Origin of the sequence: Xanthomonas sp. D-99 (assembly GCF_017746145.1) — a bacterium.
Lineage (GTDB): Bacteria > Pseudomonadota > Gammaproteobacteria > Xanthomonadales > Xanthomonadaceae > Xanthomonas > Xanthomonas cissicola.
The window spans coordinates 1-19697 of record NZ_JAGHWU010000052.1 but is presented as its reverse complement, the minus strand read 5'-3'; the positions used below and the strand labels follow the sequence as shown (position 1 = coordinate 19697).

General features: G+C 67.6%; 11 protein-coding genes and 2 pseudogenes. 9 read left to right on the top strand and 4 right to left on the bottom strand.

Annotation, left to right across the window (positions count from 1 at the left end; all coding sequences use genetic code 11):
• The first annotated feature begins 336 nt into the window (after nt 1–336).
• The 4 genes and pseudogenes from recC to xopQ all read left to right on the top strand — a co-directional run bounded on the left by recC (nt 337) and on the right by xopQ (nt 12412).
• Nucleotides 337–3741, top strand: a complete 3405-nt coding sequence (recC, locus tag J7360_RS16505) for an exodeoxyribonuclease V subunit gamma (RefSeq protein WP_209034279.1) — start codon at nt 337–339, stop codon at nt 3739–3741.
• Complete coding sequence (recB, locus tag J7360_RS16500; RefSeq protein ID WP_209034277.1) at nt 3738–7790, top strand: exodeoxyribonuclease V subunit beta; 4053 nt, start codon at nt 3738–3740, stop codon at nt 7788–7790. Before recC ends, recB begins: the two co-directional genes overlap by 4 nt.
• Nucleotides 7791–7992: 202 nt before the next feature.
• Nucleotides 7993–10356, top strand: a pseudogene (locus J7360_RS16495) (AAA family ATPase); the annotation flags it as partial.
• A gap of 667 nt (nt 10357–11023) precedes the next feature.
• Nucleotides 11024–12412 (top strand): type III secretion system effector XopQ, encoded by a 1389-nt coding sequence (gene xopQ, locus J7360_RS16490; RefSeq protein WP_057678187.1) that lies wholly within the window; start codon nt 11024–11026, stop codon nt 12410–12412.
• Between the two features lie 102 nt (nt 12413–12514).
• On the opposite strand, the gene J7360_RS16485 is transcribed toward xopQ, so the two are convergent.
• From J7360_RS16485 to J7360_RS16475, 3 genes are all read right to left on the bottom strand, one after another.
• Nucleotides 12515–12694, bottom strand: coding sequence for a hypothetical protein (locus J7360_RS16485; protein ID WP_209034287.1), 180 nt, complete (start codon nt 12692–12694; stop codon nt 12515–12517).
• A gap of 67 nt (nt 12695–12761) precedes the next feature.
• The gene (locus J7360_RS16480) at nt 12762–14687 is read right to left on the bottom strand and encodes a M61 family metallopeptidase (protein ID WP_209034273.1); all 1926 of its coding nucleotides are present in this window, start codon (nt 14685–14687) and stop codon (nt 12762–12764) included.
• 190 nt (nt 14688–14877) lie between these two features.
• The gene (locus tag J7360_RS16475) at nt 14878–15210 is read right to left on the bottom strand and encodes a hypothetical protein (protein WP_003482333.1); all 333 of its coding nucleotides are present in this window, start codon (nt 15208–15210) and stop codon (nt 14878–14880) included.
• Between the two features lie 569 nt (nt 15211–15779).
• Here J7360_RS16475 and J7360_RS21440 point away from each other — a divergent pair.
• Both J7360_RS21440 and J7360_RS16470 read left to right on the top strand, forming a co-directional pair.
• Nucleotides 15780–16292: pseudogene (locus tag J7360_RS21440) on the top strand (hypothetical protein).
• 111 nt (nt 16293–16403) lie between these two features.
• Nucleotides 16404–16766 carry a hypothetical protein gene (locus J7360_RS16470; RefSeq protein ID WP_057661063.1) on the top strand — a complete coding sequence of 121 codons (363 nt, stop codon included), beginning with the start codon at nt 16404–16406 and terminating at the stop codon, nt 16764–16766.
• Here J7360_RS16470 and J7360_RS16465 read toward each other — a convergent pair.
• Complete coding sequence (locus tag J7360_RS16465) at nt 16763–17506, bottom strand: glucose 1-dehydrogenase (RefSeq protein WP_057661065.1); 744 nt, start codon at nt 17504–17506, stop codon at nt 16763–16765. The genes J7360_RS16470 and J7360_RS16465 overlap by 4 nt on opposite strands.
• An 84-nt stretch (nt 17507–17590) precedes the next feature.
• On the opposite strand from J7360_RS16465, the gene J7360_RS16460 reads away from it, so the two are divergent.
• The 3 genes from J7360_RS16460 to J7360_RS16450 all read left to right on the top strand — a co-directional run bounded on the left by J7360_RS16460 (nt 17591) and on the right by J7360_RS16450 (nt 19392).
• Complete coding sequence (locus J7360_RS16460; protein ID WP_057661067.1) at nt 17591–18163, top strand: TetR/AcrR family transcriptional regulator; 573 nt, start codon at nt 17591–17593, stop codon at nt 18161–18163.
• Between the two features lie 120 nt (nt 18164–18283).
• Nucleotides 18284–18853 carry a TetR family transcriptional regulator gene (locus J7360_RS16455; RefSeq protein WP_057661069.1) on the top strand — a complete coding sequence of 190 codons (570 nt, stop codon included), beginning with the start codon at nt 18284–18286 and terminating at the stop codon, nt 18851–18853.
• Nucleotides 18854–18915: 62 nt separating this feature from the next.
• Nucleotides 18916–19392: a nuclear transport factor 2 family protein gene (locus tag J7360_RS16450; protein ID WP_057661070.1), complete on the top strand. Its 477-nt coding sequence runs from the start codon at nt 18916–18918 to the stop codon at nt 19390–19392.
• The last annotated feature ends 305 nt before the right edge of the window (nt 19393–19697 follow it).

Sequence of the window (19697 nt, the reverse complement as noted above, 5' to 3'; positions counted from 1 at the left end):
CATGCAGTCATGCAAGGCGATGGGCCGGGCGAATACCCCGGCCCATCGCCTTGAGGGCGAGCGCGTCGCCGGGTACGCACGGTGGCGATGCTGCGTATCTGCGCGGTGCAGGGCGGCGCTTGGCGGTTCCAGGGCTTGCGCGTGACGATGGCAGTGCGTCGCATGCGGTGTGATGCCTGATCGCAGTCGTTGAAGCGGGACGTGCGGTCGATCGGCATCTTTCGCGCAGCGCCGGTGCGCGATGCCGTGCGGCCTTTGCGCCTCAGCGTGGCCACCTCGGCGCCGACACGGCGGCAAACAACGCCTCACGCGCGCATCCGGCACAATGCGCCACGCATGCACGCCACTTCCGCGCCCGATTTCCGTCTTTATCCATCCAATGCGCTGGATACCTTGGCCGCCTTGCTCGCGCAGGAATTGCGCCGGCCGATGCCCGGGCAGCCGTTGCTGCAGCCGGAGGTGGTGCTGATTCCGCAGGTGGCGATGCGGCGCTGGTTGCAGTCCACGCTTGCGGCCGAGCACGGTGTTGCGGCGAATCTGGAATTTCTCACGCCCGGCGAATTCGTCGCGCGCGCGCTGGAGCGCAACCTCGGCGCGGCCGACGACGACCTGGACATGGCCACCACGCAGTGGCGGTTGTATGCGGCCCTGCAATCGGACCTGGGCAGCGATGCTGCGTTGGCGCCACTGGCCGGCTATCTGTCCGACGGCGATGCGCTCAAGCCGTGGGCGCTGGCCGGCGAGCTGGCCAGCGTGTTCGAAAAATACCAGGCATGGCGCCGCGACTGGCTGCTGCGCTGGGAAGGGGGCGCTGACCCGGACGACCCGCAGGCACGGTTGTGGCGCAGCATCGCCGCCGGCCGGCAATACCGCGCACGGCGCATCGGCCAGTATCTGGATCGCTACGCGCGTGCCGATGGTCCGTTGCCGCAAGGCCTGCCGCCGCGCGTGTTCGCGTTCGCCATCTTGAACATCTCGCCGGACGTCTTGCGCGTGCTGGCCACGCAGGCGCGCGTGGGTACGCTGCACTTCTATCTGCCCACTCCGACGCAGGGCTACTGGGGCGACCTGCAGACCTTGCGGCAACGCCGGCGCGAAGACGGCGCCATGCAACTGTTCGCCGAGCAGGTGCAGGAAAACCCATTGCTGCAGGCCTGGGGCGCAGCCGGGCGCGACTTCATGGCGCTGGTGGGCGATTACGAAGTGGTGCACCCGCTGGCGGAAATTGCCGCCTACGCCGACCCGTTGGACTCCGGTCGCCGCACGCTGGCCGATGGCGGGCTGGGTGACAGCCTGTTGCGGCACATGCAGAGCGATCTGTTCCATCGCCGCGGGCCTGCAGCCGACGCGCGATTGCCGGCGGTGAATCTGCACGACCCCAGCCTGCAGGTGCACGCCTGCCACACGCGGCTGCGCGAGTTGCAGGTATTGCACGACCAGCTGCGCGCGCTGCTCGACGACGCGCGCTTCGACCCGCCCCTGCAGCCACGCGAGATCGCGGTGCTGTCGCCCAACATCGACCCGTACGTGCCGTATCTGGACGCGGTGTTCGGCAGCCATGGCAACGATGACGCGCTGCCCTATGCGCTGGCCGATGCCAGCCCGCTGGCGAGCGAACCGCTGGCCGAAGTGTTCCTCACCTTGCTCGGTTTGCCGATCGCGCGTTTCGGGCTGCATGAAATCCTCGACCTGCTGGCCAGCGCGCCGATCGCCGAAGCCGCCGGCCTGGACGAAGCCGGGCTGGAACGCCTGCGCAATTGGCTGCACGCCGCCGGCGCGCGCTGGGGCCTGGATGCGGCGCACCGGCGCCAGCACCAGGCACCGGGCGACGATGCCTACACCTGGCGTTTCGCGCTGGATCGGCTGCTGCTCGGCCATGCCAGCGGCGCCGACGAGGACATCGATGGGGTGGCGCCGTGGCCGCAGCTGGAAGGCAGCGCACTGGCCGCACTCGACACCTTGTTGCGACTGTTGCGCGTGCTCGAACGGCATCAAGCCGCGCTGGCCGAGGCGATGACACCGGTCGAGTGGCGCGAGCGTTTGCTGGGCCTGCTCGAGACATTGATGCCGACCACGCCGACGGCGCCGCGCGCGCAACGCGCACTGGATCGCTTGCGCACCTTGATCGACCAGTTTGCCCGCGATGCGGTACGCGCCGAGTACGCCGGCAAGGTGCCGGCCGAGGTGGTGCGTGCGCATTTTGCCGCGGTGCTGGGCGAATCGGATACACGTGCGCCGCTGCTCACCGGCGGCATCAGTTTCGGGCGCATGGTGCCGATGCGCTTGCTGCCGTTCCGCGTGATCTGCCTGCTCGGCATGAACGACGGCGACTTCCCGCGCCGCGACCCGGCCGCCGGGCTCAATCGCCTCACCGCAGAACTGGGCACCGAGCGTCGCCGGCACGGCGACCGTTCCACGCGCGAGGACGACCGTTTCCTGTTCCTGCAGTTGTTCGCCTCCGCGCAGGAGGTGTTTTATCTCAGCTATCTTGGTGCCGATGCGCGCGATGGCAGCGTGCGCGAGCCGTCGGTGCTGGTCAGCGAATTGCTGGCAAGCGCTGCGCAGTACCACGCCGCCAGCAACGCGCTCGACACGCTGGTGGTGCGGCACCCGTTGCAGCCATTCGCCGCTGCTGCGTTCGGTGCGCTGGGCGACGACGGCGCCGACCCGCGCCGTTTCAGTTATCGCCGGCAATGGCGGCCGGCGGTGGACAGCCTGGTCGGCCAGCGGCAGCCGCTGGCGCCGTGGGTGGCCGGTGCATTGCCGGCCGAAGAGATCGCCTTGCCGACCAGCATGTCCATCGACGCGCTGCGCCGCTTGTTGACCGATCCGGCCGGGCAGTTCCTGCGTCATCGGTTGGGCATGCGCCTGCCCGATCCGGCCGGCGAGGACAGCGATCTGGAACCGTTGCTCGCACCCACGCGTGGGCTGGATCAATACGGCTTGCAGCAGCAGGTATTCGAAGCCGCCCTGGCCGGCGACACCGAGCACCTGTACGAGCGTCTGCGCGCGCGTGCGCTGCTGCCGTCCGGCCCGCTGGGGCGGCGCCAGCTCGACGAGCGCGTGACGCAATTGCGCCCGTATGCCGACGCATTCCGGCAGTGGCGTGGCCAGTCCCCGGCCCAGTCGCGCCGGCTGCAGGTGCAGATTGGCGAGATCGAACTGCACGGCCGTCTTCCGGGCTGGTACGCAAGCGGCGTGGGGCGCGTGCAGGTCGGCGCGCTCAGCGGCCGTAGCGCTATTGGTCATGGTTTGGAATGGCTGCTGCTCCGCGCCGCCGGCGAACACGCGCCATACGTGCGTTTCTTCGAACACGACGACGGCCTGGGCCCGCATCCCATCGATGCACAACCGCTGTCGCAAACGCAGGCGCAGACAGCGTTGGCCGAGCTGCTGCAGCTGTATCGCCAGGGCCTGCAGACACCGCTGGCCTTCGCGCCGTACAGCAGCTGGAAATATCACCAGGCCGCGCGCGGCGGCGACCTGGACAAGGCCATCAAGGAGGCGGCAGGGCAATGGCAATCGGGCTTTGGCTGGAGCGAATCGCATAGCCCGGAACTGCGCCTGGTCACCCGCGGCCGCGACCCGTTTGCCGACGCGCAACGCTTCGCCGCGTTCGCCACCACCAGCCATCGTGTGTATGCATTGCTCGAACAGGGGTACACCGGCGCGCCGCTCGAGACCGAGCGCGTGATCGACAGCTGGCGACACTGGCACGGCGCACAGGAGGATGCCGAATGAGCATCAGCCCCGTCACCGACCCGTATCTGCAGTTGCCGCTGCACGGCGTGCGCCTGATCGAGGCCAGCGCCGGCACCGGCAAGACCTTTACGCTAGCTACGCTGTTCACGCGGCTGGTGGTCGAACGCCGCTTGCGGATCGGCCAGATCCTCGCAGTGACGTTTACCGAAGCGGCCACGCAGGAGCTGCGCCGCCGCATCCGCGAACGCCTGGTGCTGGCCGCAAACCTGGTCCCCGATGCTCCATCGCCTCTCGTCGGAGCGGACCTGGCCGCGAGCGAGTCGTCCGCAATCCAGTCGCCCGACGCCCCACCGGCTTCTGTAGGAGCGACCCAGGCCGCGACCGACCTCGCCGACGACCCGTCGCGGCCAGGTCGGCTCCTGCACGAAACCCCCGACATCCTGCTCACCCGCGCCATCCTCGCCACGCATCTGGCCGGCGCCAGCGAAACGCCCGCCGCCTTGCGTCGCCGCCTGCAGCAGGCGGTGGAAGAAATCGATCTGGCCGCGGTGTTCACCATCCACGGTTTTTGCGCGCGCGTGCTGCGCGAACACGCGCTGGAAAGCGGGCAGGCGTTCGCCGCGCCGGAATTGCTCGCCAACGATCGCGAATTGCTCGGCGAAGTCGCGGCCGATCTGTGGCGGCAGCGCGCCGCCGATGCGGTGATGGCCGAAGATCTCATCGCCCTGTGGTCGGGCGGCCCCGAGGCCTTGGCCAGCGATCTGCGCGCGCTGGTGCGGCACCCGACGCTGTTGCCGGCGGCCGCCGCAACCACCGACGATGCGGCCGCCTTGCTGCAGGCCGTGCACGTGGCGGCCAACGCACTGGCTGACGCATTCCAGAGGCATGGCACCGCATTTTTCGACGCCATCATGTCGGCCATCGAGGGCGGCATCCTGAGCAAGGTCAGCTACAAACCCGAGTGGCTGGCATCGCTGTGGCACTGGTTCGAACACTTTGCTGCCGCGCCATCGTCCAACACCGCGCCACACGCCAAACTGCTCAAGTTGACCGCCGCGGAGCTGGCCGCCGGCACCAACAAGAAGTTTGTCGATCGCACGCCGGCCTCGCCAATGAGCCACGAGATCGATGGCTATCTCACCGCGCTGGCGCGTGTCGAAGCGTGGCGCAGCCGTCGCCGTGTCGCGCTGCTGCACGCGCTGCGCGACGATGCCATCGCACGGCTGGCGCTGCTCAAGCGGCAACGCCGCGTGCAGACCTACGACGACCTGGTCGATGGCGTCGCGCACGCATTGCAGGGCGCACAGGCCGACGCCCTGGTCAAACGCCTGCGCACGCAATACGCCATCGCGCTGGTGGACGAATTCCAGGACACCGACGACCGCCAGTGGTCGATCTTTTCCAATGTGTTCGGCGAAGGCCCACTCGCACAAGCAGTAGGGCTGGAACCGGCGCTGTTTCTGATCGGCGACCCCAAGCAGGCCATCTATGGCTTCCGTGGCGGCGATGTGCGCACCTATCTGGCCGCGGCCGTCACCGCCGAACCGGCGCCGCCGCTGAGCCACAACTTCCGCTCGCGCCCCGGCGTGCTGGCGGCCATCGACGCGCTGTACGCACAGGCCGGCTACGCCGAGGCCTTTCTCACCGACGGCATTGCCTTCCACCCGGTGCGGGCTGGTACCAAGCGCGTCGATGAAGACCTGCAATGCGAGGGCGTCACTGCGCCCGCACTGACCCTGTGGCGCGCGCCGGAACCGCCGCCGCCTGCGAAAGGCAAGCCCAAGCCCTGGAGCGCCGGCCGCGCACGCGAGCTGGCGACCGCCGCCTGCGTTGCAGCGATCCGCGGCTGGTTGGCCGGTGGCCGCGACGGCACGGCCACGGTGTGCGGCCGCCCGGTGCAGGCCGGCGATATCGCCGTGCTGGTGCGCAGCCACGGCGAGGCCACGCGCATCCAGCAGGCGCTGGGCGCGGTGGGCATCCCGGCGGTGGCCGCCGGCAAGCAAAGCCTGTTCGCCACGGAAGAGGCGCTGGAATTGCTCGCCTTGCTGCAGGCCTTGCTCGACCCGGGCGACGACAGCCGCCTGCGCGCCGCCTTGGCCACGGTGTTGATCGGCGAGGACGCCATCGCCATCGCCGCACTTGAACGCGACGGCGAGCGTCACCGCCGCTGGCAGCAACAGGCGCTGGACTGGCGCGAACGCTGGCAGCGCGGCGGCCCGCTCGCCCTGATCGGCGAACTCGGCGCCACGCACGGGCAACGTCTGCTCGCATTGGTCGATGGCGAACGCCGCCTCACCAACTATCTGCAACTGGCCGAACTGCTGCAGGAAGCCGATGCGCGCGCACTCGGCCCGCATGGCCTGGTCGACTGGCTGTCGCGGCGCATCGCCAATGCCGACGACAACGACGAAGCCCAGCAATTGCGGCTGGAATCGGATGCGCGCCGCGTGCAGATCGTCACCCTGCACAAGAGCAAGGGCCTGGAATATCCGCTGGTGTTCCTGCCGTATATCGGCATCGGCCGCAGCGACAAGGGCGCCGGCCGCCATTGCGTGGTGCATGCGCCGGAGCTCGGCCGTCAGCTGCACTGGAAGACAGAGCGCGACGACCCGAGCTGGAGCGCCGCCGAAGCCGCCTGGAAGCAGGAACAACGTGCCGAAGACGCGCGCCTGCTCTATGTCGGCCTCACCCGCGCCGAGCACGCGCTGTGGATCGCCAGCGGCCCGTTCCATCAGCACGAACGCACCGCGTTGTCGGCCATGCTGCGTGCGCTCGATGCGCTGCAGGGCGCGGCGGGCGAGGGCACCGTGGTGGTGGACACCAGCACGCCGCCGGCCCACCTGCCGGGGCTGCCGGCTCCGAGCGAGGCGCAGGTGCCGCTCGCGCGTAATCCGCAGCGTCACATCGCACCCGAGTGGTGGGTGTATAGCTTCACCCAGCTGGCCAACGCCGATGCCGGCGCGGCCACCGACCCGATGGCCAGCGCTACCGTCGTCGGCAGCGGCGGCAGCGATGAACCGTCCGGCAGCGAGGCGGTTGCCGTGGCCGTTGCCACCGATGCCGAACCGTTCGATCCGCGCTTTGCCGGCAACCGCTTCGGCGTGGTGATGCACGACGTGTTCGAACGTTGCGACTTCGCCGCCTGGCAGGCCTGGCGACCGGGCCAACCCGCGCCCGACGGCCAGGCCGCACCCATCCTGGAGGCCCTGCAACGCGGCGGTTACGCCAAGGATGACCTCGACGACGGCCTGCGCATGCTCACCGCGCTGATCGGCCACACGCTCACCGTCGCATTGCCCGAAGGCACCCGCCTGGCCGACGTGCCCGAACTGCAGCGCCGCAACGAGATGGAATTCCATTTCGCCATGCGGCCCACCCGCGTCGATGCGTTGCTCGCCTTGCTGCATCGGTTTGGCGTGGTCGGCGACCGCCAGGCCTTCGGCGCGCGCCAGCGCCTGGAAGGCCTGATGACCGGCCTGATCGACCTCACCTACAGCGTGGACGGGCGCTGGTATGTGCTGGACTACAAATCCAACCGCCTGCCCAGCTACGCCGCCGCCGCCCTGGCGCGGGCCATGGCGCATAGCGAGTACGAACTGCAGGCGCTGATCTACACCGTGGCCCTGCACCGCTGGCTGCGCTTCCGCCTGGGCGAGGCCTACGACTACGCCCGCGACTTCGGCGGCGTGCGCTATCTGTTCTGTCGCGGCCTGGATGCCGGGCGTCATGCGGCAGCTGCCGGGTCGGAATCCGGTGCCGAAACCCTTGGCCATTCCATCGCGGGCCAGCGCACGTCCGCACCCACCCGCGCTTCCACGGGCGACAGACCCGACTCCGCGCGGAACGCTGGCGCCCCAACCGCCGGCGGTGCGCTCGCGCCGCTTGGCGATCCGGCACCGGGCATCTACGCCTGGCGCTTCGAACCAGCGCTGGTGCACGCCCTGGACGCCTTGTTCACTGGCAAGCCTACAGATGGCCTGTCCAATGACGCGCTAGAACAAGGTTCCGCCAACGGCCTCGCGCCCCACTCCCCCCGGGAGAGGGCTTGGGGTGAGGTTACGTCCGCCGAGGGAACGCCTGACCCATGAACCAATGCACCACGCCAGTCGCATGGCCGGCCCGCACCGCGTTCGCGTCTCTCAGCGATCGCGCCGAGCAGGCACCGCCCACGAGCCACTGGCGTCAACGCTGCTGCGCGCCCGCACCGCATGCCAGCGCACCGCACGCCAGCACAGGTGCGCGGAGCATGACGGGGTGCGGGCGCGCGTTCGCTGATGGAATGCCAACGCCATGACCCACCCAAACCTGCTCACCGCCCTCAACCAGAGCGGCGCCCTGCGCACCCTGGATCTGGCGTTCGCACAAAGCCTGCAACGCCTGGCCCCGGACACCGACCCACAGGTGCTGGCCGGCGCCGCGCTTGCCTCGCTGGCGGTCACCAGCGGCCACGCCGGCCTGGACCCCGCCCGCGCCGCCATGTTGCTGGACGCGCGCGACGGCCCGTCGCCTACCTTCCCGGACCCCGCCGACTGGCAACGCAGCCTGGCCGCCTCGCGCTGGGTCGACCAACCGCAGCCCGAGGCCCCGGCCGCCACCGATTGCCCGCTCGTCCTCGAACGCGGCCTGCTCTACCTGCGCCGCTATCGCGAGTACGAACGCCGCCTGGCCCTGGGCCTGCAACGCATCGCCGCGCAAGCGCCGCCGCCGGTCGACGCCGCCACGCTGGCGCCGCTGTTCGCGCAGTTGTTCCCGAACGCCACCCAAACCCCTCGCACCACCGACCGAACCCTTCTCCCTTCGGGAGAGGGTGCCCGAAGGGCGGGTGAGGGGACGGGCCTGCCCGCGCCATCCCTCCACGACCCAATCCCCCCCACGCCATCCCACACCCCCGACCGCCAGGCCCAGGCCGCGGCTCTCGCGCTACGCCGCGCGTTACTGCTGGTCACCGGCGGCCCCGGCACCGGCAAGACCACCACCATCGCCCGCCTGCTGCTATTGCGCATTGCGCAGGCACACGCGTCCAACACCCCGGCCCCACGCATCGCCCTGGCCGCACCCACCGGCCGCGCCGCCGAGCGCATGGCCGAAAGCCTGCGCGCCGCCATCGCGCGTGCCATCGCCGACGGTATCCGGCTCCCGGCCGCCGAGTCGTTCGCCACGTCATCGAAGAGCGCCGACCTCAGCACGTCCACGCGCCCGACCAACGCCGCCGCACCCGACGCGTCCGCGTTCGCGTCCACCGCAGCAGGATTGGAACCGCCGACGCATGCTGCCCAGGCAGCCCCGCAAACAGGCTCGCCGAAGCGACCGCAGCCGCATGCACCCTCAGACCAGGGCGAGCCGCCCAGTTGGGAAGCGCTGCTACCCAGCGGCGCCAGCACCCTGCATCGTCTGCTCGGCGTCATCCCGGATTCCCCGCACTTCCGCCACGACGCCGACAACCCGCTGCCGCTGGACCTGATCGTCGTCGACGAAGCGTCCATGGTCGACCTGCCGCTGATGTGCAAGCTGGTCGAAGCCGTCGCCGATGGCACCCAGCTGATCCTGCTTGGCGATGCCGACCAGCTGCCTTCGGTGGAAGCCGGCGACGTGCTGGCCGCCATCCTGCAGGCCGCTGGCCCGGGCGATGCCCTGCAGCCCGAAGACGCCCAGGCACTGCAACCACTGCTCGGCAGCGCGCCCGTCGAGCGTCCGTCTGCGGTCGCCTCCGCCACCCGCAGCGGCGGCCTGGCCGGCCACCGCGTGCATCTGCTGCGCGGCTATCGCCAGGCGGAGGATTTCGCACTGGCTCCACTGGCCGACGCCATCCGCGCCGGCGACGCCGACACCGCGCTGACCCTGCTGCGCAGCGGCGAACTGCCCGGCGTGCACTTCCACGAAGACGGCGAAGACCCGCTGGCCCTCGGCCGCGACGCCTTGCTCGCCCACTGGCGCGCGCTGGCCAACGCGCAAGACCCCGCCGCCGCACTGCGCGATGCCGGCCGCCTGCGCCTGCTCACCGCCGTGCGTGCCGGCCCGCACGGCGCACGCGGCCTCAACGCCCGCATCGAACAACTGCTGGCCGACACCGGCTCCGGCGCCCGCCGTCTGGGTGGTGCCTCGCCCTGGTTCCAGGGCCGGCTGCTGCTGATCACCGAAAACAGCTACCGCCACGGCCTGTTCAATGGCGATGTCGGCATCTGCCTGCGCAGCGACCCGGGCGCCTTGCCTGGCCGCAGCGACGCGGGCCCTTCCCTCGTCCAGGGCGAGGCAAGGGCCGTGACCGCGCGCGGTCACGCGGCACCGTCAAGGCCGGGCCACGCTGGCGACAGCGCACACCGTGACGCCCCCGCCCCCGACAGCCGTGCCCAAGGCCCCTTGGTCGCCTGGTTCGAAGGCGACGGCGACGGCCAGGTGCGCGGCTTCCACCCCGCCGCATTGCCCGCCCACGAAAGCGCCTTCGCCATGACCGTGCACAAGGCCCAAGGCAGCGAATTCGACGAGGTCTGGCTGCAACTGCCCATCCGCGATGCCCGCGTACTCAGCCGCGAACTGCTCTACACCGGCATCACCCGCGCCCGCCGCGCCCTGCACCTGGCCGGCAGCGAAGCGGTCATCCGTAGTGCACTGGCACGCCACGCCGCACGCATCTCGGGATTGGCGTGGCGGTTGGGTGGGGAGCAAATGCAATCCACTGCTGATGCTGCATCACCTTTGCGAGCAACAACGCCAACCGTGTTGGGCAATCCCATCCAGGGCTCTCTATTCTGATGTGGAAAACGTATGAACAGATGCAGAGATAACCAAGGAAAAGAAGGCCTCTGAGTCAGCAACAGGTAAAACGTGCTTGTGGCGTGAGGCACTGGACGAGAAGCGATCGTGTCCAGTAAATCCAACGCTTCTGAGACAGTCAGAATCAGCCACGCATCGCGCAGGCGCTATGGGATGCCATGGCAGTCCCCGACATAGCGTTCAGCGTCGGCCTGTGCCAAGCGAAGCACGCGAGTACGACGACCTCGGCACGGCGCGTGCGCTGCTCGCCAACACCGACGTGGGGTCGGGTTGATGCGGCGGCGGGCCTGTCGGTGTCTCTTCGTCGCCGCACACAGGAATTCACCACGCCGCCATGGTGCTGTGCTGGACGTGGGTAACGTTGCGAGCCTGGCCGCCCGCTCGACCGCGTGATCGCGCCGCACGCCATTGCCGCCGCCCACTGACGCACGCGTGAGCGCGAACGCGCGACTGTTCGTGCAGCGTTGTGCACGCATGAGCGTGAGCACCGGTTCTGTCGTGTTGCCGACAAGGGCTGCCAGCACCGCCGTTCACTCTCAGAGGTCCTCCCATGCAGCCCACCGCAATCCGTTCCACCGCCGGCTTGCCCAGCGCAGACATGACGGCTGACCTGCGCGATCCTCCACCCGTCTCCGCGCAGGCACAGTCCTCCGCAGCCGCGGCGCCGCCGGATGCCTTGCAGGCGATGATTGGCCGTGCTCCCCGCCCGGACGCGCCACGGCACCGACGCACGCAGAGCCTGCCCGCGCGATTGACGCCTGCCCAGCGCAGCATGCTGGCCGAACTCGGCGTCGCCGACACGCCCGTGCTGACGCCCACCGAGGCGGCCGTGCTGCGGGAGCTGCGTCTGCACCGGCCGCAGCTCCCGCTGGACACGCTGCTGTTCACCGACCCGAACAAGGACCCCGACGATGTCGTGACCTACACCATCGCCAAGCAGCTGCAGGTCGAAGGCTTTTTGCGTCTGACCGATGTCGTGGTCACCCTGGGCGATGCCACCATGCGATCGCAACGCGCGCAGCTGGCAAAAGGTGTCTTCGATCGCCTGGCTTTGCCGGATGTGCGCGTCGCGCGCGGCCAGGACTATCCCATGACGCCCACGCAGGCCCGGGAGCATTCCAAGTTCCTCGCCGAGGGAGCCGCGCTGCGTGCGGCGCCGGACGCGGTGCACACCGATGGCGTCGGTGCGATGCGTCAGCGCCTGGCGAGCTCGCCCCACAAGCTCGGCATGGTGGTCATCGCCGGAATGACCGATGCCAGCGCCCTGCTTGCCGAGGCGGGCGATCTGGTGCGGGACAAGGTCGCGTCCATCACCATCATGGGAGGCATCGACCCGGCCAAAGACGCCGATGGCCTCGTGCAACCGGACACGCGTGCCTACAACAACGCCACCGACATCCACGCCGCCCGTGCGCTCTACCGCCGCGCGCAGCAACTCGGCATTCCCCTGCGCATCCTGAGCAAGGAGGCTGCCTACAGGGCCGCCGTGCCGCCGGCGTTCTACGAAGGCATCGCACGCAATGGCCACCCCGTGGGCGAGTACCTGCGCGATGTCCAGAAAAACGCCTTGAAAGGCCTGTGGGAAGGCATCCAGGCCAACCTGATCCCCGGCCTGGATTCGGCGTGGTTCTTCCGTACGTTCGTCACAGCAGAAGCCCAAGAGGCTGCGGCAGCGGGTCGGCAAGCTGCCATGAGCTTCGACGCCATCTGGCCGCAGGTGACCAAGCTCAATCTCTACGATCCGCTGACCTTGCTGGCGGCGCTGCCCGGCACCGCGCGCCTGCTGTTCCAGCCAACGCCCATGCACCGCGAGGGAGCCAGCCCGGTGGAGCACGTGGGACACGCCGAGGTTGTGCGTCCGGAAAAAGCCAGGTTGTTGCTGTCGGCGCTGGCCAAGGCCGCGCTCGCCCAGCAGGACCAGGGGCAACACGCGCGCTGAGCAGTTGGCAGCATTCGCGGAGTGGCGCCGTCCGGCGTCATCCGCGAAGCGCGAGGTTGGGCATCCCCTCCAATTCGTCCGCCTGCGACCAGGTCGGGCGGCTTACTTGCCCCTCTTTTCCTGCTTGGCCGCGCGCTTTTCTTTCAGCGTCTTGGTCGGCTCTTTCTTCTGGTTCTTCTTCTGGTCCATCCCCTTGCTCATGACACCCTCGTGGTTGCTGGCTTGAACGCGCTGGCAGCGCCGGACCCGGCGTGCCAGCGCACTGTAAGGCTTGTGCGCCATCGAAGGGCAGAGGGTCTGGCGCAGTGGAGTACGTGACACCGGGTGGCGGCCGCCGGCGCCCATCGCCTCAGCGTGGCGCAAGCAGCCTGGCAAGGGTATCGGGCCGCCCGGCCAGCCGTTCCAGCCGTGGGTAGCGCAGCGGCCCGGTGTACTGGATCTGCACGTCCGCGCGCTGCCCGTCCTGCGCAATGCCCAACACGATGGGGCGGCGTGCCGCGCCGCGCACCGCATCGCGCAACGCGTCCTGCGAGAACGGCGATCCATTGACGGTCGACACGCGCGTGCCCGGCCGCAGCCCGGCGGCGAAGGCGGGGCCGTTCCAGGCCACCGTGCGCAGCATGCCGTCGGCGCGCGCCGTCAATCCGATTGAGTAGGTGAGATCGGCAACGCCAGCTTCTTCTTCGCTGGCACGGAACGCCGCAGTCGGCGTGTCCGTGTAGACAAGCGCCCAGCCGTGTTGGGTCAGGCCGCGCGTGGTGTCCAGTTCGTCGTGGGCATCGATCCACCCGCGCAGGAAGCCTGCCCAGTCCACTGGCGCTACCGCATGCAACGTGGCGCAGATGTCCTCGAACGTATAGGTGCGCGTGGGCGCGTCCGGCGCGGCGCCGGCAAAGAAGCGCTGCGCGAAATCGTCGATGCTGCGCCTGCCCCCGCTGCGCGTGCGCAGTTCGGCATCCACTGCCAGCCACAGCATCACCCCTTCGGAGTAGTAATCGCGCCGGCGTTGCCAGTCGCGCCACGCCACCGGCTGGCGCAACATGAAAGCCGGGTAGTGCACGTCGTCGGACAAAGAGCGCCATGCCCGCCCGGGCCGCGCTGCGATCTCCGCTGCTTCCAGCGCCAGGCGGTCGCGCACCTCATCGGGCGTGAACTGGCCGGCACGCGTCGCCAGCACGCGGCCCCAGAACTCGGTCTGTCCTTCGTACATCCACAGCAGGCTTCCGGAGACCGGCACGTTCGGCGTCGGTGCCCATAAATCGGCAGGCGTCCGGTAAAAGCCGTTCCAGGCATGCACGATCTCGTGCGCGATCAGGTCGCGCGAGAGGATCTGGCCCGGCCAGTCCTGGAAATGCGACGACGCCAGACCGTTCTCGCTGGACGCGCGATGCTCGGTGCCGCCGGCCGACCCCTCGTCGCCCAGCCGCGCCAGGATTTCGTAGCGTGCAAACGGCGGCGGGCCGAACACCGCACGTAGCTGCACAAGCAACGCCTGCAGTTCGGCCACACGTGCGGGCGGCACCTGCAGGTCGGCGGGCCGCTGCGCCACGATATCCAGCGACACCTCCCCGGCCAGCGGTAGCTGGGCGGCATACCGGCCCGCAAGCACCGGCGCATCCAGCAGCGTTTCCAGCGATGTCGTCTTGAAGGCGTAGTGCGTGCCGCCCGCGCGCTGCACGTCCAAGGCGCTGAACGGCCGCAGCCCGCCCGGCAGCGTCAACATGGCGGCCACCGGAATGTTCCTGGCATACCAACCGGCCGGGTACAGCAGCAACCGCTGCCAGGGCACGGACACGATGTCGCGTGTCAGCAACTCGCCGCCGGCCAGCATCTGGAACCGCACCTCAATTTGCTGCGTCCCGGCCGGCACTTCCACATGGAAGGCATGCGGCTCATAGCCATCGCGCCGCCATGGCAGGCGGCGCCCCGCTGCACTGACCTCCAGGCCGGCAAGATCGGTGACCGTCAGGCTGGGCCCGTGGCTGGCGGCCTCCCAACGTGGATACAGCAGCGTCACCGCGCCGCTGCCGTCTACCGGTATCTGCTGGTGCACAGTGAAGATGCGGCGCGCTACATCGGTGGCATCCACGTCCACGCGCATCACCCCGGCAAATGCGTGGTCCACCGGCGGCGCAACTGCCGGCGCCGGGGCAACGTACGTCGGGCCGTTACCGGCCTGCGCAAACCCCTGGCCAGCGAACAGTGCAAGCACCACCGCTAAGACCGACGCACGCGCAAGGCAGAAACGGGGGATGTGTCTTGAATGGATGCGCATCGCATGGCCTCGAACAAGGCCGTGATCCTATACGCCTGCAACACCACGCAGCCATCTTGAAGACAGCACGCTGCTCCAGCTCGCTTCGGCGCATTCATCCGCATCGAATGACGCACACACCTGCCCACCTGCCGAACGCCCGCGTACGACCGTCGGGGTCTGCACGCGGGTGCCGGCGACAGCTGCGGCCTTATTTGGCCGGCACGCGCTCGTACTGCTCACCACCGGTATTGAGGTGGCCGTTGCTTTCGTCGATGGCGAAATTCACCGTCTCGCCATCGTTGGTGACCTGCAGCGCGCCGTCCTTGTAGACCGCCGGGTAGCTCTCGGTCTTGGGCTGGCGGCTGAAGAACTTCGGCGTGGTGCTGCGGACCATGAAGGTCTCGCCATTGCGCTCGATGTCCATCGTCTCGTCCTGCGACTGCAGGTTGACCCAGTGACCAACGAACTTCTCGCCTTCCACCTTGGCGCAACCGCTCATCAACAGTGCCGCGGCCAGCGCGGTGCCCATCCACTTCATCATCGTGCGTTCTCCAGTTGAGGCCGCAGCGAGGATGGCGGGTGGGGGATGTATGGGAGGTCAAGGCGTATTCGCCCAGCCTTCCGATGCGCGCGTTGATGAGGTTAGAAGACGTCGACCCGACTCTTGTTGACGTCCATTTTGCATCTGCTCCCGCGCCTTACCCGCCAAGGCCGAAACGCATCCCCTGCCGAGCTGTTGCGACAAGGTACCGTCTCAAATACGCTGTTTGAACTGCATTCGTAGAAATGACGGAGATATCGTGAAGTACATATGGATAGCTGTGCTGGCGACAGGATGTGCCGTTGTCTCGGTTTGTGCCCAGGCCGTTGCAATCCGGTGCGACACCTGCCAGGTAGACAGCGATTTTCGTGCTGAAGCAGTGAGCAGGGGGCCTGGCACCCATATCGTTTACAACGTAAAAGATAACCTGGTTCAACAGTGGTACGTCGGACCAGACGACACCGTGCCCGCGGCGGTGAAAGCTCCACCGACACCCATCGTGCGGCAGCAGGCGCCACAAGCCAAGGCGACTCAATAGGTCGCAAACGCGCACACGTTTCACGTAGTCGATGGGGGCCACCATTCGACCTATCGACACTATTCCGGTCGACACGCTGGGCTTGAATCCCATGCGCGCGAGAAGAGCGCAGACGACGACGTGACCGATGCAAACCTCAGGGCAATGGTTGAATCTGCCACGGGCAGCAGCTTGCGGATACAACAGGCCACACGCTCCGGAATCACCGCGTCGCTGACCAATCCAGATCGGACAAACCTGATCTTCAACGTTGTCTTCTAGGACGGCCCGCATGTCGGCGTGATCGTTGATTTGAATCGGGCCAACGGAAAATCCGAACCCGGCAGCGAAAGAACAGCAGCGGGCCAATCGATTCCGAAGCCAAGCCAGCGAACTTCCGGGCACCTGGACCAACAACGGGGGCGACAACCTGGCTCCGATGGTGGCGCTCATTCAACGCCTTGGCGGCACTGTGAGCGACGCGGGGTCTGCGGGCGCAGGCGGCACAATCACTGCCATCGTGTGCGTGGCTCAGCACTGCACGGTCGCGCGTTCGGCGTCGTGATCGACCGTTGGACTACATTCCAGGCGCTTACGACGATCGTTCGCTAGACGGCTGGAGTGCTCGACATGGCACAGGCAGGAAACCGGAAAAACCGCGCTCAGGTTTCACTAAATGTCGCGCGACAGGTTCGGCGCCACGCTGGAGCAGATCCATCGGTTCTATGTGTCGCTATGCACGATCAGCACACAAAGCGACATGGTGCCCGCCTGCGATGCACCGTTCGCCCAGACCACCAGGCCGGCTAGGCGAACGCATCTTGATGTAACCCGGCAGATGCGAGGTTTGGTAGATACCGTCACTCCCCAGCGGCTGGGCGACGAGCGACCGGCATCGCCGGATCGGTGGCGACCATCGGAGAAAGCCACTGAAGTAAATCCGGACGTGTCTCCAGCAAACATGGCGACAACCGCCACCTGCGAGCGGTCGAGCGCGCGGTCGCTCTGGCTGATCGCAGCGCTCTTGCAGGCGGCCTAAATCGCCATGACTCCGCCATCGATAAACAACTCGTGCCCCGCGATGAAGCTGGACGCGTCCGAGGCCAGGAACAGTACCGCCTCGGCGATCTCTTCGGCGTCGCCCAAACGCCCGAACGGAATCATTTGCTTGAACGCGTCCTCGGCCCCTGCATTGGCTTGCAGGTAGGTCTGCATGGCCGGTGTGTGGATCATGCCGGGCGACACCACGTTCACGCGGATGCCGCGGCTCTTCAGGTCGCTCGTCCAGGTGCGCGCGAACGAGCGGATGGCCGCCTTCGTCGCGCTGTAGACCGAGAGCGCGCCGATGCCCTTGCTGCCAGCCACAGAGCCGGCCAGGATCACAGCGCCGCCGCTCGCCATCAACGGCAGCGCCTTCTGTACGGTGAAGACCGTGCCCTTGATGTTGGTCGCCAACAGGCGCTCCAGGTGCGCAACGTCGATCTCGCCAAGCGCGGCCGACTCGGAAACGCCCGCGTTGGCGAAGACGACATCCAGCCGGCCGTGCTCCTGCTGGATGCGCGCATAGAGGCGGTCCATGTCCTCGGGCACGCCGACATCGCCCTGCACGCCCACCGCGCCGCCGCCGATCTCCGCCGCCGCGGCGTCCAACCGGTCCTGCCGCCTGCCCGTGATGTAGACCTGCGCGCCTTCGGCCGAAAACGCCCGCGCCGTCACCAGCCCAATGCCGTCCGTACCGCCGGTGACCACGACCACCTTGCCGTCGAATCGCTTGCCCATCGTGCTTCCTTGGTAAGTGGAGGATTGTTCCACTTAGTATATGGAGGTAGCCTCCACTTCCACAAGTCACGCCGGAACAGCCCATTGACCGCCGACACCCCCTTGCGCGCCGATGCCCAACGAAACCGCGAGCGCCTGCTCGCCGCAGCCGAGGCGGTGTTCCTGGAGCGCGGTGCCGAAGCCTCGATGGAAGACGTCGCCAAGCGCGCGGGTGTGGGCATCGGCACGCTGTATCGGCGCTTCCCCACACGCGAGTCGTTGTTTGCCGCGGCCTATAGCGGGCGCTTCCTGTCGCTGGCGGCTTCCAGTCACGCGCGCGCCTGTTCGCTCGACGCGCTGGCCGCGCTGCGCGCGTATCTGGAGGATCTGGCACTGCACACCAGCGTCTACCGTGGGCTGGCTGCGTCGCTCGGCGCCGTGCTGCAGAGCGGCACGCCAGGGTGCGAGGCCGTCAGCAAGGAAGGGCAGCAGCGTTTGCGCAGCGCGCAGAAGACCGGCCTCGTCCGCCGCGATGTTTCCTTCGACGATCTCGTCGTCGTCGCCATCGCGACATCGCTGGCCACCGAACAGCTCGGCTCGCCAAGGACGCGCATCGCGCACCTGATCGGGTTGTTCGTCGACGGCATCGCAGCGCCACGGATGGGAACGGCTGCCTAAGTCGGTCGGCCAGCACGATGACGTCCGGATTGCTCGATCGTTCGTTTGGGTGGTGAGGGCTCGGAACCCACGCAACGCGCAGTCGTTGACAGGGGAGAACGATCGTTCTACCTTGGCGTCGTGGACAAGCCAACAAACGACACACAACAGAAGATCCTGGCAACGGCTGAGGCGCTGATCTATCAGCACGGCATCCATGCCACCGGCATGGACCTGTTGGTGAAGACCTCAGGCGTGGCGCGGAAAAGCATCTACCGCCACTTCGACAACAAGGACGAGGTGGCCGCCGCTGCCCTGAACGCACGCGACGTCCGTTGGCTCGAGTGGTTCAGGCACGAGTGCGACAAGGCCGGCAGCCCCGAGGCGCGCATCCTGCGCATGTTCACGGTGCTCGAGGAATGGTTCCAGTCTGCCGGTTACCGCGGCTGTGCGTTCATCAATACCGCAGGCGAAGTCGGGGACCCCGACGATCCAATTCGCAAGATCGCCAAGCATCACAAACAGAAGTTGCTCGACTACACGCAGGAACTGACCGGGCAACTGGGTATCACGCAGCCGGTCGCACTGGCCCGCCAGCTGCTGCTTCTCATGGAAGGCGCAATCACCCTCTCGCGCGTGATGGGCGACGAGGACGCCGCAGACACCGCACGGGATATCGCGCAGTTGTTGATAAAACAGGCCGTCCGCTAGCGGCCTGACGCTCCGCCGCAATCTCAAACGACGATGTATCCACTTCGATTGGAGGCTTTGCCATGTCCAACGCTCACACGCGACCGCCGCTTCCCCCCTTCACCCGCGAATCGGCGATCGAAAAGGTACGACTCGCCGAAGACGGTTGGAATTCCCGCGATGCCGACAAGGTGTCGCTTGCCTATTCGCTCGACACCCAATGGCGCAACCGTGCCGAGTTCACCAACGGCCGGGAACAAGCGCGGCAGTTTCTTGCGCGCAAATGGAACAAGGAGCTGGAGTACCGCCTGATCAAGGAGCTGTGGGCCTTTACCGAAAACCGTATCGCTGTGCGCTATGCCTATGAATGGCATGACGACTCAGGCAACTGGTTCCGCTCTTACGGCAACGAGAACTGGGAATTCGGCGCCGATGGCCTGATGGAGCGCCGCTTCTCGTGCATCAACGACATGCCGATCAAGGAAAGCGACCGCAAGTTCCACTGGCCGCTGGGCCGTCGCCCGGATGATCATCCGGGGCTGTCTGATCTGGGTATGTGAGGGGTCTACGCGAATGAGATGAAAGCTCTCGGTGGTGGTTCTGCACGGGGGCTTTTGTTCGCCCTAGCACGCCTCAGTGGCATGCAGGGTTGCTACAAGAGCAACGGCGTCAGATTCATTTATAAAGGGCAACCTGACCGTGTTCCCAACTCTGCGCATAATGACGCCTAAGGAAGGTCTGATCAACTCACCGCAGATGCGCGACACTATCGCCTTATGTAGAGGATTCATCCATGCAGCTGACGTTCGGTGACGCTGAGGGCTTGGGCAAGCGTAAGCAGACCCGGCGCGAGATCTTTCTTGCC

Coding starts and splice junctions, on each gene's coding strand:
- J7360_RS16470 (WP_057661063.1), top strand. CDS start 16,404: ATGTCGCGCGACAGGTTCGGCGCCACGCTGGAGCAGATCCATCGGTTC.
- J7360_RS16480 (WP_209034273.1), bottom strand. CDS start 14,687: ATGCGCATCCATTCAAGACACATCCCCCGTTTCTGCCTTGCGCGTGCG.
- xopQ (WP_057678187.1), top strand. CDS start 11,024: ATGCAGCCCACCGCAATCCGTTCCACCGCCGGCTTGCCCAGCGCAGAC.
- recB (WP_209034277.1), top strand. CDS start 3,738: ATGAGCATCAGCCCCGTCACCGACCCGTATCTGCAGTTGCCGCTGCAC.
- J7360_RS16485 (WP_209034287.1), bottom strand. CDS start 12,694: ATGGCGCACAAGCCTTACAGTGCGCTGGCACGCCGGGTCCGGCGCTGC.
- J7360_RS16475 (WP_003482333.1), bottom strand. CDS start 15,210: ATGATGAAGTGGATGGGCACCGCGCTGGCCGCGGCACTGTTGATGAGC.
- recC (WP_209034279.1), top strand. CDS start 337: ATGCACGCCACTTCCGCGCCCGATTTCCGTCTTTATCCATCCAATGCG.
- J7360_RS16450 (WP_057661070.1), top strand. CDS start 18,916: ATGTCCAACGCTCACACGCGACCGCCGCTTCCCCCCTTCACCCGCGAA.
- J7360_RS16465 (WP_057661065.1), bottom strand. CDS start 17,506: ATGGGCAAGCGATTCGACGGCAAGGTGGTCGTGGTCACCGGCGGTACG.